Source organism: Enterobacter sp. MGH 38, assembly GCF_000492855.1.
GTDB lineage: Bacteria > Pseudomonadota > Gammaproteobacteria > Enterobacterales > Enterobacteriaceae > Enterobacter > Enterobacter hormaechei_C.
This window is the reverse complement of record NZ_KI535607.1, coordinates 610,032-631,168: the sequence shown is the minus strand read 5'-3', so window position 1 is coordinate 631,168 and position 21,137 is coordinate 610,032. Positions and strand designations below refer to the sequence as shown.

At 53.7% G+C, this 21,137-nt stretch carries 18 protein-coding genes and 2 tRNA genes; 15 read left to right on the top strand and 5 right to left on the bottom strand.

The features are described 5' to 3' along the window. Positions 1 to 31: 31 nt before the first annotated feature. From pmrB to dacB, 3 genes are read right to left on the bottom strand one after another with little or no spacing between them, the layout of a single operon-like run. Positions 32 to 1,075 carry a two-component system sensor histidine kinase PmrB gene (gene pmrB, locus L384_RS17905; RefSeq protein ID WP_023323787.1) on the bottom strand — a complete coding sequence of 348 codons (1,044 nt, stop codon included), beginning with the start codon at positions 1,073 to 1,075 and terminating at the stop codon, positions 32 to 34. Next, positions 1,072 to 1,734: a two-component system response regulator PmrA gene (gene pmrA / locus L384_RS17910; protein WP_003861819.1), complete on the bottom strand. Its 663-nt coding sequence runs from the start codon at positions 1,732 to 1,734 to the stop codon at positions 1,072 to 1,074. Before pmrA ends, pmrB begins: the two co-directional genes overlap by 4 nt. A gap of 2 nt (positions 1,735 to 1,736) precedes the next feature. Continuing rightward, entirely contained in the window at positions 1,737 to 3,170 is a 1,434-nt protein-coding gene (gene dacB / locus L384_RS17915; RefSeq protein WP_003861817.1) for a serine-type D-Ala-D-Ala carboxypeptidase, read from the bottom strand. Between the two features lie 228 nt (positions 3,171 to 3,398). Between dacB and greA the strand changes: the two genes are divergently transcribed. Then, positions 3,399 to 3,875 (top strand): transcription elongation factor GreA, encoded by a 477-nt coding sequence (gene greA / locus L384_RS17920; protein ID WP_006812122.1) that lies wholly within the window; start codon positions 3,399 to 3,401, stop codon positions 3,873 to 3,875. 151 nt (positions 3,876 to 4,026) lie between these two features. On the opposite strand, the gene yhbY is transcribed toward greA, so the two are convergent. Further along, entirely contained in the window at positions 4,027 to 4,320 is a 294-nt protein-coding gene (gene yhbY, locus L384_RS17925; protein WP_003861814.1) for a ribosome assembly RNA-binding protein YhbY, read from the bottom strand. A 127-nt stretch (positions 4,321 to 4,447) separates the two neighbouring features. Between yhbY and rlmE the strand changes: the two genes are divergently transcribed. The 6 genes from rlmE to L384_RS17955 all read left to right on the top strand — a co-directional run bounded on the left by rlmE (position 4,448) and on the right by L384_RS17955 (position 10,039). Next, complete coding sequence (gene rlmE / locus L384_RS17930) at positions 4,448 to 5,074, top strand: 23S rRNA (uridine(2552)-2'-O)-methyltransferase RlmE (RefSeq protein ID WP_003861812.1); 627 nt, start codon at positions 4,448 to 4,450, stop codon at positions 5,072 to 5,074. Positions 5,075 to 5,176: 102 nt separating this feature from the next. Further along, positions 5,177 to 7,111, top strand: a complete 1,935-nt coding sequence (ftsH, locus tag L384_RS17935) for an ATP-dependent zinc metalloprotease FtsH (protein ID WP_003861810.1) — start codon at positions 5,177 to 5,179, stop codon at positions 7,109 to 7,111. Positions 7,112 to 7,209: 98 nt separating this feature from the next. Then, the gene (folP, locus tag L384_RS17940; protein ID WP_023323786.1) at positions 7,210 to 8,058 is read left to right on the top strand and encodes a dihydropteroate synthase; all 849 of its coding nucleotides are present in this window, start codon (positions 7,210 to 7,212) and stop codon (positions 8,056 to 8,058) included. Further along, positions 8,051 to 9,388 carry a phosphoglucosamine mutase gene (gene glmM, locus L384_RS17945; RefSeq protein ID WP_003861804.1) on the top strand — a complete coding sequence of 446 codons (1,338 nt, stop codon included), beginning with the start codon at positions 8,051 to 8,053 and terminating at the stop codon, positions 9,386 to 9,388. Before folP ends, glmM begins: the two co-directional genes overlap by 8 nt. A 222-nt stretch (positions 9,389 to 9,610) precedes the next feature. Beyond that, on the top strand, positions 9,611 to 9,943 hold the full coding sequence (secG, locus tag L384_RS17950; protein ID WP_003861803.1) for a preprotein translocase subunit SecG: 333 nt from the start codon (positions 9,611 to 9,613) through the stop codon (positions 9,941 to 9,943). A gap of 9 nt (positions 9,944 to 9,952) precedes the next feature. Next, positions 9,953 to 10,039 (top strand) — tRNA-Leu (locus L384_RS17955). 198 nt (positions 10,040 to 10,237) lie between these two features. On the opposite strand, the gene argG is transcribed toward L384_RS17955, so the two are convergent. Next, positions 10,238 to 11,584 carry an argininosuccinate synthase gene (gene argG, locus L384_RS17960; protein WP_023323785.1) on the bottom strand — a complete coding sequence of 449 codons (1,347 nt, stop codon included), beginning with the start codon at positions 11,582 to 11,584 and terminating at the stop codon, positions 10,238 to 10,240. A gap of 286 nt (positions 11,585 to 11,870) precedes the next feature. Between argG and L384_RS17965 the strand changes: the two genes are divergently transcribed. The 8 genes from L384_RS17965 to pnp all read left to right on the top strand — a co-directional run bounded on the left by L384_RS17965 (position 11,871) and on the right by pnp (position 21,116). Continuing rightward, a tRNA-Met gene (locus L384_RS17965) sits at positions 11,871 to 11,947 on the top strand. Positions 11,948 to 12,154: 207 nt separating this feature from the next. Then, the gene (gene rimP, locus L384_RS17970) at positions 12,155 to 12,607 is read left to right on the top strand and encodes a ribosome maturation factor RimP (protein ID WP_014833432.1); all 453 of its coding nucleotides are present in this window, start codon (positions 12,155 to 12,157) and stop codon (positions 12,605 to 12,607) included. Between the two features lie 28 nt (positions 12,608 to 12,635). Then, positions 12,636 to 14,138 carry a transcription termination factor NusA gene (nusA, locus tag L384_RS17975; RefSeq protein ID WP_003861798.1) on the top strand — a complete coding sequence of 501 codons (1,503 nt, stop codon included), beginning with the start codon at positions 12,636 to 12,638 and terminating at the stop codon, positions 14,136 to 14,138. Positions 14,139 to 14,162: 24 nt separating this feature from the next. Next, the gene (infB, locus tag L384_RS17980) at positions 14,163 to 16,850 is read left to right on the top strand and encodes a translation initiation factor IF-2 (protein WP_003861796.1); all 2,688 of its coding nucleotides are present in this window, start codon (positions 14,163 to 14,165) and stop codon (positions 16,848 to 16,850) included. A gap of 106 nt (positions 16,851 to 16,956) precedes the next feature. After that, a complete protein-coding gene (rbfA, locus tag L384_RS17985) occupies positions 16,957 to 17,361 on the top strand; it encodes a 30S ribosome-binding factor RbfA (protein WP_003861793.1) in 405 nt (134 codons plus the stop codon). Further along, positions 17,361 to 18,311, top strand: a complete 951-nt coding sequence (gene truB / locus L384_RS17990) for a tRNA pseudouridine(55) synthase TruB (protein ID WP_003861791.1) — start codon at positions 17,361 to 17,363, stop codon at positions 18,309 to 18,311. Before rbfA ends, truB begins: the two co-directional genes overlap by 1 nt. A 154-nt stretch (positions 18,312 to 18,465) precedes the next feature. Then, positions 18,466 to 18,735: a 30S ribosomal protein S15 gene (gene rpsO / locus L384_RS17995; RefSeq protein WP_003861789.1), complete on the top strand. Its 270-nt coding sequence runs from the start codon at positions 18,466 to 18,468 to the stop codon at positions 18,733 to 18,735. A 242-nt stretch (positions 18,736 to 18,977) separates the two neighbouring features. Beyond that, positions 18,978 to 21,116, top strand: coding sequence for a polyribonucleotide nucleotidyltransferase (pnp, locus tag L384_RS18000; RefSeq protein WP_003861786.1), 2,139 nt, complete (start codon positions 18,978 to 18,980; stop codon positions 21,114 to 21,116). Positions 21,117 to 21,137: the final 21 nt, after the last annotated feature.

Sequence of the window (21,137 nt, the reverse complement as noted above, 5' to 3'; positions counted from 1 at the left end):
CCTGTATAAAGCCCCTTAACGGGGCTTTTTTTTATCCTATTTTCGTCGGTAACCAACAGCTGGCGATGAGGCCGCCCTCAGCGCCGTTCTCCAGCGTTAAATGACCATGATGGAGCTGTACGATACGCTGTACGATGCTCAGCCCAAGGCCGCTGCCGCCGTAGCGCTGGTCGAGACGTCGGAAAGGTTCGGTGATCGACTGGCGGTGCGCCTCATCAATACCCGGCCCCTGATCGGTAACGCTCACCTGGGTACCCCCCTCCGTCGCTGTTAATGCCACTTCAATGATTGTGCCTGCCGGGCTGTAACGGGCGGCATTCTCCAGAAGGTTCCTTAGCATCAGACGTAACAGGACGGCGTCCCCCTGTACCGTCAGCGTGCTGTGGGCCGGCCATATTACCGTATGCTCTTTGGCTTCATGCTCCAGGCTAAGCGGAGCAATGATCGACTCAGTCCAGTTCACGGTATCGTAATGGCCGCTGGCCATCGCCTGTCCGGCACGCGCCAGCATCAGCAGCTGTTCCACCGTGTGCATCAGCTGATCGATCCGGTTTATCAGTGGCGTGGCCTGCGGGGAACCGGACTGAGCCATCAGTTCCAGATGGAGCCTAATCCCCGCCAGCGGCGTACGTAACTCGTGTGCCGCATCGGCGGTAAACAGGCGTTCCTGTTGAATAGTGTGGTCCAGCCGGGCGAGGAGTTGGTTGAGGGACGTGGTTACTGCGCCTATCTCTTCCATATCAGAATACATCGGCAGGGGAGTCAGATTATCCGCCGAACGGTTCGCAAGGCTGGCGCGAAGTTTGTTGAGTGGTCGGGTGATCCATGTGACTGCCCAGAATGAGAAGAGCAGGGTAAAACCGACCATCACCAGTGAAGGGACCAGCAGGGAGGCAATGGCTTCGCGGATCTCTTTTTCGACATGGTTGTTGCGCGCTTTGGCGGACAGCGTTTCGTTCACCAGAAAACCGATTTGCTCGCGGCTCTCATGCCATAGCCAGACTACGCTAATGAGTTGAAAAAAAAGCAGAATAACCGCCAGCAACACCATTAATCGCCGGCGCATACTGTTCATTTCTGACTCTCCAGACGGTAACCCACGCCGCGTACGGTTTTGATGCGATCTTTACCGAGCTTGCGGCGCAGATTATGAATGTGAACTTCAAGCGTGTTTGATCCTGGATCGTCCTGCCAGGAGTAGATGTCCTGTTGCAGCGTTTCGCGGTGCACGGTCTGCCCGCTGCGCATGATCAGGCGCGTCAGCAGAGCGAACTCTTTTGGCGTCACTTCCACAGGCTGAGACTGGCGCAGCACCTGCTGAGTTTGCAGATTGAGGGTGATATCTCCGTCCGTCAGCAGGTTGTCGCTGTGGCCCTGATAGCGGCGGATCAACGCCCGCACGCGAGCCTGTAGCTCGGCAAGGGCGAAGGGTTTTACCAGATAATCGTCAGCGCCAGAATCAAGCCCGTTAATTCTGTCTTCAATGGCATCGCGGGCGGTGAGAATCAATACGGGATTCTCCACTCCGCGACGACGCCACTGGCAGAGCAGCGTCGCGCCGTCTTTATCCGGCAGTCCCAAATCCAGGATCACCAGGCTGTATTCACCGCTCTGGATCAGGGCATCTGCTTCAGCGGCCGTGGCGGCACAATCCAGGGCGTAGCCCTCATTGCCCAGCGCCAGCGCTAACCCTTCCTGCAATAACAGATCGTCTTCAACTATCAGTAGTTTCATCGCTAGTTATTCTGGTAGATGTCCTTATAGAGCCTGCTTTCGAAACGTACCAGTGGAATACGGCGATTGCGCTGGTCAGCCGGTTCGACGGCATAGCCGGAAAGATACTGCACAAATGCCATGCGTTGTCCGCTGGCGGTCGTGATGAAACCGGCAAGGTTGTAAACGCCTTGCAGGGAACCCGTTTTGGCTGAAACTTTGCCATCCACGCCCGCAGCGTGAAGGCCCGCGCGGTACTGAAGAGAGCCGTCGTGTCCGGCAAGCGGCAGCATCGTAATAAAGTTTAGCTCAGCGTCATGCTGAGCAATGTACTGCAACACCTGCATCATGGTGGCCGGCGAGATCAGGTTATGACGCGATAAACCGGAACCATCAACGGCGATCGTATTGCCCAGATCGATACCCGCCTGCTGGCGCAGGATCTGACGTACGGCATCAGAACCGGCCCGCCAGGTGCCCGGCACACCAAAGCGCGCGTGCCCGATCATGCGGAATACCGTGTCGGCAATCATGTTATCCGACTTTTTCAGCATAATCTTAAGCAAATCATGCAGTGGCGCGGACTGTTTGCTGGCAATCACCGTGCCTGGCTCATTCACCTGCGTCTGGCGCAGCAGCGTTCCGGTGTAGGTTATGCCCGCCTGCTTCAGTTCATCTTTAAAAATGGCACCGGCATAACCTGCGCCATCCTGAATGGCAAAGGCCAGCGGGAGTGGATCGGCCCGCTGGGTCAGGCAGCCGGTGAGCGTATAGCGGTTGAGATCGCCCGGTACCACGTCCAGCTCGCAATACTGTGCCTCCGGGGAGCCTTTCGCCAGCGTCCGCACCTGGCTGAACATCGTGACCGGGTAGTAAGACGCCACGCGGATAAACGCTAAGTCATTTGGTTTTGGCGCGCTGTAAAGCGATACGGAGAAGCAGTTACGGTCAACGATGGCGGCGGCTGGCGGGGCGCTAAAACACTGCGTCATGTCGTTCCATGGCCAGCCAGGCGCTTTATCGTGGCTGGCGAAAATGGAGGTGTCGATCAGCACGTTGCCATCAATTTTTGTTACGCCGGATTTTTTCAGTACCGCCACCATGTTGCGGACATCCTGGCGCTTAAAGGTGGGATCGCCACCAAAACGGGCGATAAGATCGCCTTTCAGTTCGCCACCCTCAACGTTACCTCTGGTTTCAAGGGTGGTAGTAAAACGGAAGTCAGGCCCGAGCTGGAGCAGAGCGGCGAGGGCGGTGATCACCTTCTGGGTACTGGCAGGCAGCGCCATCTGTTGACTGTGATAGTCAATCTCGGGAGCCTGCGCGCCAACCTTCTGCACCATCAGGGCAAGGTTCGCGCCGGCGGGCAGTTGATTAATGTACTCATCAACATTCGCGGCCTGAACGGTGAACGTTATACTGGTAGTCAATCCGATGATAAAACTGGAAAATCGCATAATCTCGCGCTAACAACCCGAAAACAAACCGTCATACTACGGTGCATGGCACTGTAAAGTAAACGATGACCCATAGTGAACTTCGCGGTAAAATGCGTATCAAATTGAAAAATTGCTGCTGACCTGGGGCGTTGCTCCCGGGTCGGTTTTCTTTTTGCTTCTGGCCTGTTCAGGTGGGCTGGAGCAGGGAACACTGCTCCCAACAGGAATGTTTAAGAGGTATAACAAATGCAAGCTATTCCGATGACCTTACGTGGTGCCGAAAAACTGCGCGAAGAGCTGGATTTTCTGAAATCCGTGCGTCGCCCTGAAATCATCGCCGCTATCGCGGAAGCGCGTGAGCATGGCGACCTGAAAGAGAATGCTGAATACCACGCGGCGCGTGAGCAGCAGGGTTTCTGTGAGGGGCGCATTAAAGATATCGAGGCGAAACTGTCTAACGCGCAGGTTATTGATATCACCAAAATGCCAAATAATGGCCGTGTTATCTTCGGTTCTACCGTCAGCGTCCTGAATCTGGACAACGACGAAGAGCAGACCTATCGCATCGTGGGTGATGATGAAGCGGACTTCAAACAGAACCTGATTTCGGTGAACTCGCCAATTGCTCGTGGCCTGATTGGCAAAGAGCAGGACGATGTGGTCACCATCCGCACCCCTGGTGGTGAAGTAGAATACGAAATTATTAAGGTTGAATATCTGTAATTCGCTTCTCTACTAAGATGTTGATACATTGTAAAGAAAAGAAAAAGGCCGCATAGCGGCCTTTTATCAACTCAAGGAGCATGGCATTTTGCTCGCCTGCTGAAAGAAATCCCTCGTTTCACACAGAAAATGTGTTCGATTCAGGATATCCTTAACGTGGCAGCGAGATTTTGCGCTCTTTAGATGGGCGATAGAGCACCAGCGTTTTACCGATGACCTGTACATTACAGGCGCCGGTTTCGCGCACGATGGCTTCCACGATCAGGTTTTTAGTGTCTCTGTCTTCAGAGGCGATTTTCACCTTGATCAGCTCGTGGTGTTCCAGCGCTTGTTCAATCTCGGCAAGCACCCCTTCGGTCAAACCATTGTTGCCAAGCATCACTACAGGCTTGAGCGGATGTGCCAGACCTTTAAGGTGCTGTTTTTGTTTAGTACTCAGATTCATCGTATATTTTTGCTTACGTTGGGATTGAAAACGGTTCATTCTACCGCCATCTCCCTAATATCGCCAAATAGCTGCGTAGAAATTTACGTCACAGGCAAGCAACGATGAACCAGGACGGAAATGTTAAATGACAGGTAAAAAGCGTTCTGCCAGCTCCAGCCGCTGGCTTCAGGAACACTTTAGCGATAAATATGTTCAACAGGCGCAGAAAAAGGGGTTGCGTTCCCGCGCCTGGTTTAAACTTGATGAAATACAGCAAAGTGACAAACTTTTTAAACCGGGAATGACGGTGGTCGACCTCGGTGCGGCACCTGGCGGGTGGTCCCAGTATGCGGTTACGCAGATCGGCGGAACGGGCCGAATCATCGCATGCGATCTTTTACCAATGGATCCCATCGTCGGTGTCGACTTCCTTCAGGGCGACTTTCGTGATGAATTAGTGCTTAAAGCATTACTTGATCGTGTAGGTGACAGTAAGGTCCAGGTTGTCATGTCGGATATGGCGCCAAATATGTGTGGAACACCGGCGGTGGATATCCCCCGCGCCATGTATCTGGTGGAACTAGCGTTAGAAATGTGTCGTGATGTACTAGCGCCTGGTGGTAGTTTTGTTGTGAAGGTGTTTCAGGGCGAAGGTTTCGAGGAGTATCTTAAGGAAATTCGCTCCCTGTTTGCGAAGGTCAAAGTTCGTAAGCCGGACTCTTCCCGGGCCCGTTCCCGTGAAGTGTATATTGTAGCGACCGGGCGAAAATGATAACCGGGAGATTTCAGACGAAAGTTTGAATGAAACTGGATATAGAGTATCCTGACGCTGTTTTTAACACAGTTGTAATATGAGGTTAATCCCTTGAGTGACATGGCGAAAAACCTAATACTCTGGCTGGTCATTGCCGTTGTGCTGATGTCAGTATTCCAGAGCTTTGGGCCCAGCGAGTCGAATGGCCGCAAGGTGGATTATTCTACCTTCCTGCAAGAGGTCAATCAGGACCAGGTTCGCGAAGCGCGTATCAACGGACGTGAGATCAACGTTACCAAGAAAGATAGTAACCGTTACACGACTTACATCCCGGTGAACGATCCTAAGCTGCTTGATAACCTACTGACCAAAAACGTCAAAGTGGTAGGCGAGCCGCCGGAAGAACCAAGCCTGCTGGCTTCTATCTTCATTTCCTGGTTCCCGATGCTGCTTCTTATCGGCGTCTGGATCTTCTTTATGCGCCAGATGCAGGGCGGTGGTGGCAAAGGTGCCATGTCGTTCGGTAAGAGCAAGGCGCGTATGCTGACGGAAGACCAGATCAAGACCACGTTTGCTGACGTAGCAGGTTGTGACGAAGCAAAAGAAGAGGTGGGTGAACTGGTTGAATACCTACGCGAGCCGAGCCGTTTCCAGAAACTGGGCGGTAAGATCCCGAAAGGCGTCCTGATGGTCGGCCCTCCGGGTACCGGTAAAACCCTGCTGGCAAAAGCCATCGCGGGTGAAGCGAAGGTGCCGTTCTTTACTATTTCAGGTTCTGACTTCGTTGAAATGTTCGTGGGTGTCGGTGCATCTCGTGTGCGTGACATGTTCGAGCAGGCTAAGAAGGCAGCACCGTGCATCATCTTCATCGATGAAATCGACGCCGTAGGCCGCCAGCGTGGCGCAGGCCTGGGTGGTGGTCACGATGAACGTGAGCAGACGCTGAACCAGATGCTGGTTGAGATGGACGGCTTCGAAGGTAACGAAGGTATCATCGTTATCGCGGCAACTAACCGTCCGGACGTACTTGACCCTGCGCTGCTGCGTCCAGGCCGTTTCGACCGCCAGGTTGTGGTCGGTCTGCCGGATGTTCGCGGTCGTGAACAGATTCTGAAAGTGCATATGCGTCGCGTACCGCTGGCGCCAGATATCGACGCGGCAATCATCGCGCGTGGTACTCCAGGCTTCTCCGGTGCGGATCTGGCTAACCTGGTCAACGAAGCAGCCCTGTTTGCCGCTCGCGGTAACAAGCGCGTGGTGTCCATGGTGGAATTTGAGAAAGCGAAAGACAAAATCATGATGGGTGCGGAACGTCGCTCCATGGTGATGACGGAAGCGCAGAAAGAGTCCACGGCATATCACGAAGCGGGCCACGCGATTATCGGTCGTCTGGTGCCGGAACACGATCCGGTACACAAGGTGACGATCATTCCACGCGGTCGTGCGCTGGGTGTGACCTTCTTCCTGCCTGAAGGCGACGCGATCAGCGCCAGCCGTCAGAAGCTGGAAAGCCAGATTTCAACCCTGTACGGCGGTCGTCTGGCTGAAGAGATTATCTACGGTGCGGAACATGTTTCCACCGGTGCGTCGAACGATATTAAAGTGGCGACAAACCTGGCGCGTAACATGGTGACTCAGTGGGGCTTCTCCGACAAACTCGGTCCGCTGCTGTATGCAGAGGAAGAGGGCGAGGTGTTCCTGGGCCGCTCCGTGGCAAAAGCGAAACATATGTCCGATGAAACGGCACGTATCATCGACCAGGAAGTGAAAGCGCTGATTGAACGTAACTACGCTCGCGCCCGTCAGATCCTGAACGACAATATGGACATCCTGCATTCGATGAAAGATGCGCTCATGAAATATGAGACCATCGATGCACCGCAGATTGACGACCTGATGGCGCGCCGCGAAGTGCGTCCGCCGGCAGGCTGGGAAGACCCAGGCGCGTCTAACAATTCTGACAACAATGGCACCCCGCGTGCGCCGCGTCCGGTCGATGAACCGCGTACGCCAAACCCGGGCAACACCATGTCAGAGCAGTTAGGCGACAAGTAAGTCACTGCTGTTGAAGCGTTTGTCTGTATCTCAAACCCTGGAGCTTGCTCCGGGGTTTTTCTTATCTGTTTAACCACATTAATCCCAGGGACTTCACCATGAAACTATTCGCCCAGGACTCGCATCTCGACCTTTCACATCCCCATGTGATGGGGATCCTGAATGTCACGCCTGATTCCTTCTCTGACGGCGGCACGCATAATTCGCTTATCGACGCGGTTAAACACGCGAATTTAATGATTAACGCGGGTGCCACCATCATTGACGTTGGAGGGGAGTCAACGCGACCTGGCGCGGCGGAGGTTTCGGTGGAAGAAGAGCTGGCGCGCGTGGTGCCGGTGGTGGAGGCTATCGCCCGGCGCTTTGAAGTGTGGATCTCTGTTGATACCTCCAAACCCGAAGTGATCCGTGAAGTGGCGAGAGTGGGCGCTCACATTATCAATGATATCCGCTCGTTGACCGAGCCGGGCGCGATTGAAGCCGCCGCAGAAACCGGGCTACCGGTGTGTCTGATGCATATGCAGGGCCAGCCTAAGACAATGCAGGAGGCGCCAAAATATGAAGACGTGTTTGCCGACGTCACCCGCTTCTTTATTGAGCATATCGAACGCTGTGAACGTGCGGGTGTCGCAAAAGAGAAATTGCTGCTCGACCCGGGCTTCGGTTTCGGTAAAAATCTCTCACACAATTACGCGTTGCTTGCGCGCTTATCAGAGTTTCATCAGTTCGGCCTGCCACTGCTGGTGGGAATGTCGAGAAAATCGATGATTGGTCAGTTGTTGAATGTCGGGCCGAGCGAACGTCTGAGCGGCAGTCTGGCCTGCGCGGTGATTGCCGCGATGCAAGGTGCACACATCATTCGCGTCCATGACGTAAAAGAAACAGTAGAAGCCATGCGTGTGGTGGAAGCCACACTGGCAGCGAAGGAAAACAAACGCTATGAGTAATCGTAAATATTTTGGTACCGATGGCATCCGTGGGCGCGTAGGCGATGCGCCAATTACCCCTGACTTTGTCCTGAAGCTGGGCTGGGCAGCGGGGAAAGTGCTGGCGCGTCATGGCTCCCGTAAGATCATTATTGGTAAAGATACCCGTATTTCGGGTTATATGCTGGAATCCGCGCTGGAAGCCGGGCTGGCGGCGGCGGGGCTTTCAGCTTCCTTTACGGGGCCAATGCCGACTCCTGCTGTTGCCTATCTGACCCGCACCTTCCGTGCGGAAGCGGGCATCGTCATTTCCGCTTCCCATAACCCGTTCTATGACAACGGTATCAAATTCTTCTCCATCGACGGCACTAAACTGCCGGATGACGTGGAAGAGGCGATTGAAGCGGAAATGGAAAAAGAGATCACCTGTGTTGACTCCGCTGAGCTGGGTAAAGCCAACCGTATTGTCGATGCCGCAGGCCGCTACATTGAATTCTGCAAAGGCACTTTCCCGAATGAACTGAGCCTGGCACACCTCAAAATTGTGGTGGACTGTGCAAACGGTGCGACTTACCACATTGCGCCGAATGTGTTCCGCGAGCTGGGTGCGAAAGTGATCACTATCGGCTGCGAGCCGGACGGTCTGAACATCAACGAAGAAGTTGGCGCGACAGACGTGCGTGCCTTGCAAGCGCGTGTCCTGGCTGAAAAGGCCGATCTGGGTATTGCCCTGGATGGCGATGGTGACCGTGTGATCATGGTTGATCACGAAGGTAACAAGGTCGATGGCGATCAGATCCTCTACATCATTGCGCGTGAAGGCCTGCGTCAGGGGCAACTGCGCGGTGGCGCGGTGGGCACTTTGATGAGCAATATGGGTCTGGAACTGGCGCTGAAACAGCTGGGCATCCCGTTTGTTCGTGCGAAGGTGGGTGACCGCTACGTGCTGGAAAAACTCCAGGAGAAAGGCTGGCGTATTGGCGCGGAAAACTCCGGCCACGTGATCCTGCTCGATAAAACCACCACCGGTGACGGCATTGTGGCGGCGCTTCAGGTTGTTGCCGCGATGGCGCGTAACCATATGAGCCTGCACGATCTGTGCAGCGGCATGAAAATGTTCCCGCAGATCCTGGTCAACGTGCGTTTCACCGCGGGTAAAGGTGACCCGCTGGAAAATGATAACGTGAAAGCGGTGATGGCAGAGGTGGAAGCGACGCTTGGCAGCCGTGGGCGCGTCCTGCTGCGTAAGTCGGGTACCGAGCCGCTGATCCGCGTGATGGTGGAAGGCGAAGACGAAGCGCAGGTGACTGAATTTGCGCACCGCATTGCGGATGCAGTCAAAGCTGCATAATCTTTCAGAATAAGTGTTTAAAAAGGCGGCGTTTGCCGCCTTTGTTTTAAACAATTAATGGCTTTTTGCTGTTTTTTTCCGCAGTTGATACAATGCCTCGAAAATGCCCTTGCGAAGGTGATTCGCTTTGGTTAGTATTCACACCCGCTTCAGTGGGAAACAAAATCCTGCTAATTGGTCGAAGCATTGGTATGCGGCAAATCCGCAAGGAACAGGTTGATTATGTACGAAGCTCTTTTAGTTATTTTCCTTATTGTAGCCATCGCTCTCGTAGCGCTGATTATGCTACAGCAAGGTAAAGGCGCTGATATGGGAGCCTCCTTCGGAGCAGGCGCTTCTGGTACGCTGTTCGGTTCAAGTGGTTCTGCGAACTTCATGACCCGCACGACGGCGATTCTGGCTACGCTGTTCTTCATTATCAGTCTGGTGCTGGGCAATATCAACAGCAACAAGACCAGTAAAGGAAGCGAGTGGGAAAATCTGAGCGCGCCAGCAAAAACTGAGCAAACTCAGCCAGCTGCACCGGCTAAGCCAACCAGCGATATCCCGCAGTAAGTATTCCGTACCGAGGTGGTGGAATTGGTAGACACGCTACCTTGAGGTGGTAGTGCCCTAACGGGCTTGTGGGTTCGAGTCCCATCCTCGGTACCAATATTCCAGAAGAAAGACGTCGCAAGACGTCTTTTTTTTCGTCTCTATATTCTGTGTTTCCGATCTATTGTAGGGCGGGTAAGCGCAGCGCCACCCGCCGTTTTGCCCGGTAGCGCTGCGCTTACCTGGCCTACGAAGACTACAAATACCAAATAAAAAAGGCGCCCAATGGGCGCCTTTTGCATGTTTCATTATCGATTATTTCTTATCGCTGTGTTCCAGGTTCTCAACCTGTGGGAGGCCATTACCGGAACTGGCGGAGAGCAGGCCATTCTCAACATAGTTGAACAGCTTCTCACGGGTATCGGTGATGTCCAGGTTACGCATGGTCAGCTGGCCAATACGATCGTCCGGAGAGAATACTGACTCACCTTTCTCCATGGTCAGACGCTCTGCTTTATAGGTCAGGTTGTCAGACACGGTGTTCAGGATGGAGTAGTCGTTACCGCGACGCAGTTCCAGGGTCACTTCGCCGGTGATGGCGCTTGCCACCCAACGTTGCAGGGCGTCACGCAGCATCAGCGCCTGTGGATCAAACCAGCGACCCTGATACAGCAGTTTGCCCAGCTGACGGCCATGAGCGTGATACTGCTCAATGGTGTCTTCGTTGTGAATACCGGTCAGCAGACGCTCATAAGCGATGTGCAGCAGCGCCATCCCTGGAGCTTCGTAAATGCCGCGGCTTTTTGCTTCGATGATACGGTTTTCGATCTGATCGCTCATACCCAGCCCGTGACGACCGCCGATGCGGTTTGCTTCCAGCATCAGTTCAACATCGTCGGAGAACGTTTTACCGTTCAGGGCAACCGGATGACCACGTTCGAAACGCACGGTCACTTCTTCCGCCGGGATCTTAACGTTCTCATCCCAGAACTTCACGCCCATGATCGGGTTAACAATTTTTACGCTGGAATTCAGGAATTCCAGGTCTTTCGCTTCATGCGTCGCACCCAGCATGTTGGAGTCGGTTGAGTAGGCTTTCTCAACCGACATCTTGTAGTCAAAGCCGCAGGCAATCATAAACTCAGACATTTCATGGCGGCCACCCAGCTCGTCGATGAAGTCGGTATCCAGCCACGGTTTGTAGATCTGCAACTCGGCGTTGGTCAGCAGGCCATAACGATAGAAACGTTCAATATCGTTGCCTTTATAGGTGCTACCGTCCCCCCAGATGTTCACGCCATCTTCTTTCATGGCGGCGACCAGCATAGTGCCGGTGACGGCACGACCCAGCGGGGTGGTATTGAAATAGGTCAGGCCGCCGGTAGTGTTATGGAAAGCACCGCACTGGATCGCGGCAATCCCTTCGGCGACCAGCTGCTTACGGCAGTCGATCAGACGTGCGTTCTCTGCGCCATATTCCATGGCACGACGAGGGATCGCGTCATAATCTTCCTCGTCCGGCTGACCCAGGTTCGCAGTATATGCATAAGGAACCGCTCCCTTCTGGCGCATCCACAGCAGTGCAGCGCTGGTATCCAGGCCGCCAGAAAAAGCGATGCCAATACGTTGTCCTACCGGGAGATGCTTGAGAATCGTCGTCATATAATAAAACCCTGCTTGATTGACTGATTAGAGACCGCTTTCGCTCTCGATGCATGTTTATGCAAAATAAGTGAGTATTCATTTAATCATCTTTTATCGACGACCGAAAGAGACGTGTGCGTTTTTTGTAAAAATTTCCCTTTTATTGCCCTGGCCGAAGTTGGGTTGACAGGTGGGGTCAACTATCAATATACTGAATGCCGATTTTACGTCCCGTCTTCGGTACCAAATCCCAGCATTATTTGCAAATTCTGTCCAAAACGCGTAGAATTTGCCACGTTTCAGGCGCGGGGTGGAGCAGCCTGGTAGCTCGTCGGGCTCATAACCCGAAGGTCGTCGGTTCAAATCCGGCCCCCGCAACCACTTTCCCATAAAGTTCTTTTTCAAATATACTGTGAAGACTTAGAGCCTTCGTAGCTGGATTTGAAAAAATGCTTTCGGAGAGTGCTCCAGGCCACAGTTGTGGCTATAGGGTTCAGTTATCTAAAGCCCCGATTTATCGGGGTTTTTTGTTATCTGACTACAGAATAACTGGGCTTTACGCCCTTTTTTTATGTCTTGGGGGTGGGCTTGTCCACATTAGAGCAAAAATTAACAGAGATGATTACTGCGCCGGTCGAAGCACTGGGCTACGAACTGGTCGGCATCGAATTCGTTCGCGGCCGTACATCCACACTGCGCATCTATATTGATAGTGAAGATGGCATCAATGTTGATGATTGTGCTGATGTCAGCCACCAGGTGAGTGCGGTTCTTGATGTTGAAGATCCGATTACCGTTGCGTACAACCTGGAAGTTTCCTCACCTGGCCTCGATCGTCCGATGTTCACGGCCGAGCACTACGTGCGCTTTACCGGTGAAGAAGTGGCTCTCGTTCTGCGTATGGCCGTACAGAATCGCCGTAAATGGCAGGGAATTATCAAAGCCGTTGATGGTGAAATGATCACGGTGACAGTCGAAGGCAAAGATGAAGTGTTCGCGCTGAGTAATATCCAGAAGGCGAACCTGGTTCCCCACTTTTAACAGTCTGGATTGAGGTGAAAAGCCCGCGATGAACAAAGAAATTTTGGCTGTTGTTGAAGCCGTCTCCAACGAGAAATCACTGCCGCGTGAGAAGATTTTCGAAGCGCTGGAAAGTGCACTGGCTACAGCAACCAAGAAAAAATACGAACAAGAGATCGATGTTCGCGTAGAAATCGATCGTAAAAGCGGTGACTTCGATACATTCCGTCGTTGGGTAATCGTTGAAGAAGTGACCCAACCGACCAAAGAGATCACCCTGGAAGCGGCACGTTTTGAAGACGAAAGTCTGAACGTGGGTGACTACGTTGAAGATCAGATTGAATCTGTTACCTTCGACCGTATCACCACCCAGACCGCGAAGCAGGTTATCGTGCAGAAAGTTCGCGAAGCCGAGCGCGCGCTGGTTGTCGATCAGTTCCGCGATCAGGAAGGCGAAATCATCACTGGCGTGGTGAAGAAAGTGAACCGCGACAACATCTCTCTGGAGATCAAATCCGAAGGACTGCCGGGTAACGCTGAAGCCGTCATCCTGCGCGAAGACATGCTGCCGCGTGAAAACTTCCGCCCAGGCGATCGTATTCGTGGTGTGCTGTATGCCGTACGTCCTGAAGCGCGTGGTGCACAGCTGTTCGTGACGCGTTCTAAACCAGAAATGCTGGTTGAACTGTTCCGTATCGAAGTGCCGGAAATCGGCGAAGAAGTTATCGAAATCAAAGCGGCGGCCCGCGATCCGGGCTCCCGTGCGAAAATTGCGGTGAAAACCAACGACAAGCGTATCGACCCGGTCGGTGCTTGCGTCGGTATGCGTGGCGCACGTGTTCAGGCGGTTTCTACCGAACTGGGCGGCGAGCGCATTGATATCGTTCTGTGGGACGACAACCCGGCGCAGTTCGTGATCAACGCAATGGCACCGGCTGATGTGGCGTCTATCGTTGTTGACGAAGACAAACACACCATGGATATCGCTGTAGAAGCGGGCAACCTGGCGCAGGCGATTGGCCGTAACGGTCAGAACGTACGTCTGGCGTCACAGCTGAGCGGCTGGGAACTCAACGTGATGACCGTTGATGACCTTCAGGCCAAGCATCAGGCTGAAGCCCACGCGGCGATCGATACCTTCACCAAATACCTGGACATTGACGAAGACTTCGCCACTGTGCTGGTTGAAGAAGGTTTCTCTACGCTGGAAGAACTGGCCTACGTGCCAATGAAAGAGCTGCTGGAAATTGACGGTCTGGATGAACCAACCGTTGAAGCCCTGCGTGAACGCGCTAAAAACGCACTGACCACCCTGGCGCTGGCTCAGGAAGAAAGCCTTGGCGATAAGAAGCCGGCTGATGACCTGCTGAATCTGGAAGGTCTTGATCGTGCGATTGCGTTCAAGCTGGCTGCCCGTGGTGTTTGTACGCTGGAAGATCTCGCTGAGCAAGGCGTTGATGACCTGGCCGATATCGAAGGTTTAACCGACGAGAAAGCCGGCGAACTCATCATGGCCGCACGTAATATTTGCTGGTTCGGCGACGAAGCGTAATAAACTGTAGCAGGAAGGAACAGCATGACTGATGTAACTGTAAAATCGCTGGCTGCTGAGATTCAGACCTCCGTGGACCGCCTGGTACAGCAATTTGCTGATGCAGGGATCCCGAAGTCCGCTGATGACTCGGTGACCGCGCAAGAAAAACAAACCTTGTTAGCGCACCTGAACCGTGAACACGGCTCTACGCCTGACAAGTTAACGCTACAGCGTAAAACGCGTAGCACGTTGAACATCCCTGGTACCGGTGGCAAAAGCAAGTCGGTACAAATTGAAGTCCGCAAGACGCGCACCTTTGTAAAACGTGATCCGCAAGAGGCAGAACGCCTTGCCGCGGAAGAGCAGGCACAGCGTGAAGCGGAAGAACAAGCTCAGCGTGAGGCAGAAGCCACTGCCAAACGTGAAGCAGAATTAAAAGCTGAACGTGAGGCCGCAGAAAAAGCGAAACGCGACGCCGGTGAAAAAGCGAAGCGTGACGCTGCGGAAAAAGACAAAGTGAGCAATCAACAGACCGACGAAATGACCAAAACTGCCCAGGCTGAAAAAGCCCGCCGTGAAAATGAAGCTGCCGAGCTGAAGCGTAAAGCGGAAGAAGAAGCCCGCCGCAAGCTTGAAGAAGAAGCTCGCCGCGTCGCCGAAGAAGCGCGTCGCATGGCAGAAGAAAACGAGAAGAATGGTGTGAATACCGCTGAACCAACTGAAGATACCAGCGATTATCACGTCACCACGTCTCAGCATGCGCGTCAGGCAGAAGACGACAACGACCGCGAAGTAGAAGGTGGTCGTGGTCGTACTCGCAGTGCAAAAGCTGCGCGTCCTGCGAAAAAAGGTAACAAACACGCTGAATCAAAAGCTGACCGTGAAGAAGCGCGTGCAGCGGTTCGCGGCGGTAAAGGTGGTAAGCGTAAAGGTTCCGCTCTCCAGCAGGGCTTCCAGAAGCCTGCTCAGGCCGTTAACCGTGACGTTGTGATCGGCGAAACCATCACCGTTGGCGAACTGGCTAACAAGATGGCGGTGAAAGGCTCTCAGGTCATCAAAGCGATGATGAAACTGGGCGCAATGGCCACCATCAACCAGGTCATCGACCAGGAAACCGCACAGCTGGTTGCCGAAGAGATGGGCCACAAAGTTATCCTGCGTCGTGAAAACGAGCTGGAAGAAGCAGTCATGAGCGACCGTGATACGGGCGCAGCGGCTGAACCGCGCGCACCGGTTGTGACCATCATGGGCCACGTTGACCACGGTAAAACCTCTCTGCTTGACTACATTCGTTCTACTAAGGTTGCCTCCGGCGAAGCGGGTGGTATTACCCAGCACATCGGTGCTTACCACGTAGAAACCGAAAACGGCATGATCACCTTCCTGGATACCCCAGGCCACGCAGCGTTTACCTCAATGCGTGCTCGTGGTGCTCAGGCAACGGATATCGTTGTTCTGGTTGTTGCTGCCGACGATGGCGTGATGCCACAGACCATTGAAGCTATCCAGCACGCGAAAGCGGCGCAGGTGCCTCTGGTTGTTGCAGTCAACAAAATCGATAAGCCAGAAGCCGATATGGATCGCGTGAAGAACGAACTGTCCCAGTACGGCGTTATGCCGGAAGAGTGGGGCGGTGAAGCACAGTTCATCCCTGTATCTGCAAAAGCGGGTACCGGTATCGACGACCTGCTGAACGCCATCCTGCTTCAGGCTGAAGTTCTGGAGCTGAAAGCGGTTCGTAAAGGTATGGCGAGCGGCGCGGTAATCGAATCCTTCCTGGATAAAGGTCGTGGTCCGGTTGCAACCGTTCTGGTTCGCGAAGGTACTCTGCACAAGGGCGACATCGTTCTGTGTGGTTTCGAATACGGTCGCGTTCGCGCGATGCGTAACGAACTGGGTCAGGAAGTGCTGGAAGCGGGTCCGTCCATTCCAGTGGAAATCCTGGGGCTGTCCGGTGTTCCGGCTGCCGGTGACGAAGTAACCGTCGTACGTGACGAGAAGAAAGCGCGTGAAGTCGCTCTGTATCGTCAGGGTAAATTCCGTGAAGTGAAGCTGGCTCGTCAGCAGAAATCTAAACTCGAGAATATGTTCGCCAACATGACCGAAGGCGAAGTTCACGAAGTGAACGTTGTTCTGAAAGCGGACGTTCAGGGTTCTGTGGAAGCGATCTCCGACTCCTTGCTGAAACTGTCTACCGACGAAGTGAAAGTGAAGATCATCGGTTCTGGCGTAGGTGGTATCACCGAAACCGACGCAACTCTGGCAGCAGCGTCAAACGCGATCCTGGTTGGCTTCAACGTTCGTGCTGACGCATCTGCGCGTAAAGTGATTGATGCTGAAAGCCTGGATCTGCGTTACTACTCCGTCATCTATAACCTGATTGACGAAGTGAAAGCAGCGATGAGCGGCATGCTGTCTCCTGAGCTGAAACAGCAGATCATCGGTCTGGCTGAAGTACGTGACGTGTTCAAATCACCGAAATTCGGTGCGATCGCGGGCTGTATGGTTACCGAAGGGACCATCAAGCGTCACAACCCAATCCGCGTGCTGCGTGACAACGTGGTTATCTACGAAGGTGAGCTGGAATCCCTGCGCCGCTTCAAAGATGACGTTAACGAAGTCCGTAACGGCATGGAATGTGGTATCGGCGTGAAGAACTACAACGACGTTCGCGTTGGCGATATGATCGAAGTGTTCGAGATCATCGAAATTCAGCGTACCATCGCGTAATCTTCGTCAACAGAAGATTAATGAGCGTAGGCCGGGTAAGCGAAGCGCCACCCGGCAGTAATTTTAAAAAGGGGCTTAAGCCCCTTTTTTGTCTGGAGAATTTATTATGGCGAAAGAATTTGGTCGCCCACAGCGCGTCGCGCAGGAGATGCAGAAAGAGATCGCTCTCATTCTGCAACGTGAAATCAAAGATCCACGCGTGGGTATGATGACCACCGTGTCTGGCGTGGAAATGTCCCGCGACCTGGCGTACGCCAAAGTGTTTGTAACTTTCCTGAATGACCAGGATGAAGACGCTGTGAAGAACGGCATTAAAGCGTTGCAGGAAGCCTCTGGTTTCATTCGCTCTCTGCTTGGCAAAGCGATGCGCCTGCGTATCGTGCCAGAGCTGACCTTCTTCTACGACAACTCGCTGGTTGAAGGTATGCGTATGTCCAACCTGGTGACCAGCGTGGTGAAACATGACGATGAGCGTCGTGTTAACCCGGCGGACGACAGCAAGGAGGACTGATGAGTCGTCCTCGTCGTCGCGGTCGTGACGTGCATGGCGTGCTGTTGCTGGATAAACCACAGGGCGCATCCAGCAACGACGTGCTGCAAAAAGTGAAGCGTATTTATAACGCCAACCGAGCAGGGCACACTGGCGCGCTGGATCCGCTGGCAACCGGCATGCTGCCGATCTGCCTGGGGGAAGCGACAAAGTTTTCCCAGTACCTGCTGGATTCCGATAAGCGCTACCGCGTGATTGCCAAACTGGGCCAGCGCACGGATACCTCCGATGCAGATGGCCAGGTGGTGGAAGAGCGCCCGGTGACCTTCAGCGCAGAGCAACTTGATGCGGCGCTGGACAGCTTCCGTGGTGATACGCTACAGGTGCCGTCGATGTATTCGGCGCTGAAATATCAGGGCAAAAAGCTCTACGAATATGCACGTCAGGGCATTGAGGTTCCGCGCGAAGCTCGTCCGATTACCGTGTATGAGCTGCTGTTCATTCGTCACGAAGGTGATGAACTCGAGCTGGAAGTACACTGTTCGAAAGGGACCTATATCCGCACCATCATTGATGACCTCGGTGAAAAGCTGGGCTGCGGCGCGCATGTGATTTATCTGCGTCGTCTGGCGGTCAGCAAATATCCGGTCGAACGCATGGTGACGCTTGAGCATCTGCACGCCCTGATTGAGCAGGCGCAAGCGCAGGGCGTTGCGCCGGCCGATCTGCTGGACCCCCTGCTGATGCCAATGGACAGTCCGGCAGTGGACTTCCCGGTTGTTAATCTTCCTTTAACATCGTCCGTTTACTTTAAGAACGGAAACCCGGTTCGCACAACGGGGGCACCGCTTGAGGGCCTGGTACGCGTGACGGAAGGTGACGAAGGGAAATTCATCGGTATGGGCGAAATGGACGGCGAAGGGCGTGTGGCGCCGCGTCGTCTGGTCGTCGAATATCCGGTCGAAGCGTGACGGTGATAACGCCTTACCTTGCGATAAGCAGGGGAGACGAGTAGAATATCGCCGCTTAACGCCTGGTAAATTGTTTAACAATCTGCGGGGCGTACATGGGATAGCTGAATTAGAGATCGGCATCCTTACATTCTTTATACTTTGGAGTTTGAAAATGTCTCTAAGCGTTGAAGCTAAAGCTAAAATCGTTTCTGAGTTTGGTCGTGGTACTAACGACAGCGGTTCTACCGAAGTTCAGGTTGCACTGCTGACTGCACAGATTAACCACCTGCAAGGTCACTTTGCAGAGCACAAAAAAGATCACCACAGCCGTCGTGGTCTGCTGCGTATGGTTTCTCAGCGTCGTAAACTGCTCGACTACCTGAAGCGTAAAGATGTTGCACGCTACACCGCGCTGATCGAGCGTCTGGGTCTGCGTCGCTAATTCTTGCGAGTTTCAGAAAAGGGGGCCTGATGGCCCCTTTTTTCAACCAGACGGCAGCAATTCAATGGAAACTATTGTATTGTTGCTATAAATGATCTTCATTGCAGAGGTTCGCGCGGCTAATGAGAGGCTTCACCCATGGGGGTGTCGGTTGTCATTAGTCGCGAGGATGCGAAGAAGGTCGGGTTAAATCGTCAGCACACCTGAGGTGTGCTTTCAAACATTTAAGAAAGGACAGAACTTTGCTGAATCCGATCGTTCGTAAATTCCAGTATGGTCAGCATACCGTCACGCTGGAAACCGGCATGATGGCGCGTCAGGCTACTGCTGCCGTTATGGTAAGCATGGATGACACTGCTGTATTCGTTACCGTAGTTGGCCAGAAAAAAGCTAAACCAGGTCAGGACTTCTTCCCACTGACCGTTAACTACCAGGAGCGTACCTACGCTGCCGGTAAAATCCCAGGTGGCTTCTTCCGTCGTGAAGGCCGTCCAAGCGAAGGCGAAACCCTGATCGCGCGTCTGATTGACCGCCCGGTTCGTCCGCTGTTCCCGGAAGGCTTCGTGAACGAAGTGCAGGTTATCGCAACCGTTGTTTCCGTTAACCCGCAGGTTAACCCGGACATCGTTGCGATGATCGGTGCGTCTGCTGCCCTGTCACTGTCTGGTATTCCATTCAATGGTCCAATCGGTGCTGCGCGCGTGGGTTACATCAATGATCAGTACGTGCTGAACCCAACTCAGGAAGAGCTGAAAGAGAGTAAGCTGGACCTGGTTGTCGCCGGTACTGAAGCCGCGGTGCTGATGGTTGAATCCGAAGCTGAACTGCTGAGCGAAGACCAGATGCTGGGCGCTGTGGTCTTCGGCCACGACCAGCAGCAGGTTGTTATCCAGAACATCAACGACCTGGTGAAAGAAGCCGGTAAACCACGTTGGGACTGGCAGCCAGAAGCGGCCAACGACGCGCTGAACGCACGCGTTGCTGCACTGGCAGAATCTCGTCTGAGCGACGCATACCGCATCACCGACAAACAGGAGCGCTATGCTCAGGTTGATGTGATCAAATCTGAAGTAACCGCGACCCTGGTTGCCGAAGACGAAACGCTGGACGCTAACGAAATTGGTGAAATCCTGCATGCCATCGAGAAAAACGTTGTTCGTAGCCGCGTACTGGCAGGCGAGCCGCGTATTGATGGCCGTGAAAAAGACATGATCCGTGGTCTGGACGTGCGTACTGGCGTACTGCCACGTACTCACGGTTCTGCGCTGTTCACCCGTGGTGAAACGCAGGCGCTGGTAACCGCGACCCTGGGTACTGCACGTGACGCACAGATCATCGACGAACTGATGGGCGAGCGCACTGACAGCTTCCTGTTCCACTACAACTTCCCTCCGTACTCTGTGGGCGAAACCGGTATGGTTGGCTCACCGAAGCGTCGTGAAATTGGTCACGGTCGTCTGGCGAAGCGCGGCGTGCTGGCAGTGATGCCAGAAGCAGACAAATTCCCGTACACCGTACGTGTGGTGTCTGAAATCACTGAATCCAACGGTTCTTCTTCCATGGCTTCCGTGTGTGGCGCTTCTCTGGCGCTGATGGATGCAGGCGTGCCAATTAAAGCCGCCGTTGCGGGTATCGCAATGGGTCTGGTGAAAGAAGGCGACAACTACGTTGTTCTGTCTGACATTCTGGGTGATGAAGACCACCTGGGTGATATGGACTTCAAAGTGGCGGGTTCCCGCGACGGTATCTCTGCCTTGCAGATGGATATCAAAATTGAAGGTATCACCAAAGAGATCATGCAGGTTGCTCTGAACCAGGCTAAAGGTGCGCGTCTGCACATCCTGGGCGTGATGGAACAGGCTATCAACGCGCCACGCGGTGATATCTCTGAATTCGCTCCGCGTATTCACACCATCAAGATCAATCCAGACAAGATCAAAGATGTTATCGGTAAGGGCGGTTCCGTTATCCGTGCACTGACCGAAGAAACGGGCACCACCATCGAAATCGAAGATGACGGTACTGTGAAGATCGCAGCAACCGACGGCGAGAAAGCGAAATACGCTATCCGTCGTATCGAAGAGATCACGGCAGAAATCGAAGTGGGCCGTATCTACAATGGTAAAGTGACCCGTATCGTTGACTTTGGCGCATTCGTTGCCATCGGTGGCGGTAAAGAAGGTCTGGTACACATCTCTCAGATCGCTGACAAGCGCGTTGAGAAAGTGACCGATTACCTGCAAATGGGTCAGGAAGTACCGGTGAAAGTTCTGGAAGTTGACCGCCAGGGCCGTATCCGTCTGAGCATTAAAGAAGCAACCGAGCAGTCTCAGCCTGCTGCGGCGCCGGAAGCTCCGGCTGCTGAACAGCAAGGCGAGTAAGGTTGCCATTTGCCCTCCGCG

Coding starts and splice junctions, on each gene's coding strand:
- argG (WP_023323785.1), bottom strand. CDS start 11,584: ATGACGACGATTCTCAAGCATCTCCCGGTAGGACAACGTATTGGCATC.
- infB (WP_003861796.1), top strand. CDS start 14,163: ATGACTGATGTAACTGTAAAATCGCTGGCTGCTGAGATTCAGACCTCC.
- secG (WP_003861803.1), top strand. CDS start 9,611: ATGTACGAAGCTCTTTTAGTTATTTTCCTTATTGTAGCCATCGCTCTC.
- rpsO (WP_003861789.1), top strand. CDS start 18,466: ATGTCTCTAAGCGTTGAAGCTAAAGCTAAAATCGTTTCTGAGTTTGGT.
- yhbY (WP_003861814.1), bottom strand. CDS start 4,320: ATGAATCTGAGTACTAAACAAAAACAGCACCTTAAAGGTCTGGCACAT.
- truB (WP_003861791.1), top strand. CDS start 17,361: ATGAGTCGTCCTCGTCGTCGCGGTCGTGACGTGCATGGCGTGCTGTTG.
- glmM (WP_003861804.1), top strand. CDS start 8,051: ATGAGTAATCGTAAATATTTTGGTACCGATGGCATCCGTGGGCGCGTA.
- greA (WP_006812122.1), top strand. CDS start 3,399: ATGCAAGCTATTCCGATGACCTTACGTGGTGCCGAAAAACTGCGCGAA.
- pmrB (WP_023323787.1), bottom strand. CDS start 1,075: ATGAACAGTATGCGCCGGCGATTAATGGTGTTGCTGGCGGTTATTCTG.
- rbfA (WP_003861793.1), top strand. CDS start 16,957: ATGGCGAAAGAATTTGGTCGCCCACAGCGCGTCGCGCAGGAGATGCAG.
- nusA (WP_003861798.1), top strand. CDS start 12,636: ATGAACAAAGAAATTTTGGCTGTTGTTGAAGCCGTCTCCAACGAGAAA.
- rlmE (WP_003861812.1), top strand. CDS start 4,448: ATGACAGGTAAAAAGCGTTCTGCCAGCTCCAGCCGCTGGCTTCAGGAA.
- folP (WP_023323786.1), top strand. CDS start 7,210: ATGAAACTATTCGCCCAGGACTCGCATCTCGACCTTTCACATCCCCAT.
- pmrA (WP_003861819.1), bottom strand. CDS start 1,734: ATGAAACTACTGATAGTTGAAGACGATCTGTTATTGCAGGAAGGGTTA.
- ftsH (WP_003861810.1), top strand. CDS start 5,177: ATGGCGAAAAACCTAATACTCTGGCTGGTCATTGCCGTTGTGCTGATG.
- dacB (WP_003861817.1), bottom strand. CDS start 3,170: ATGCGATTTTCCAGTTTTATCATCGGATTGACTACCAGTATAACGTTC.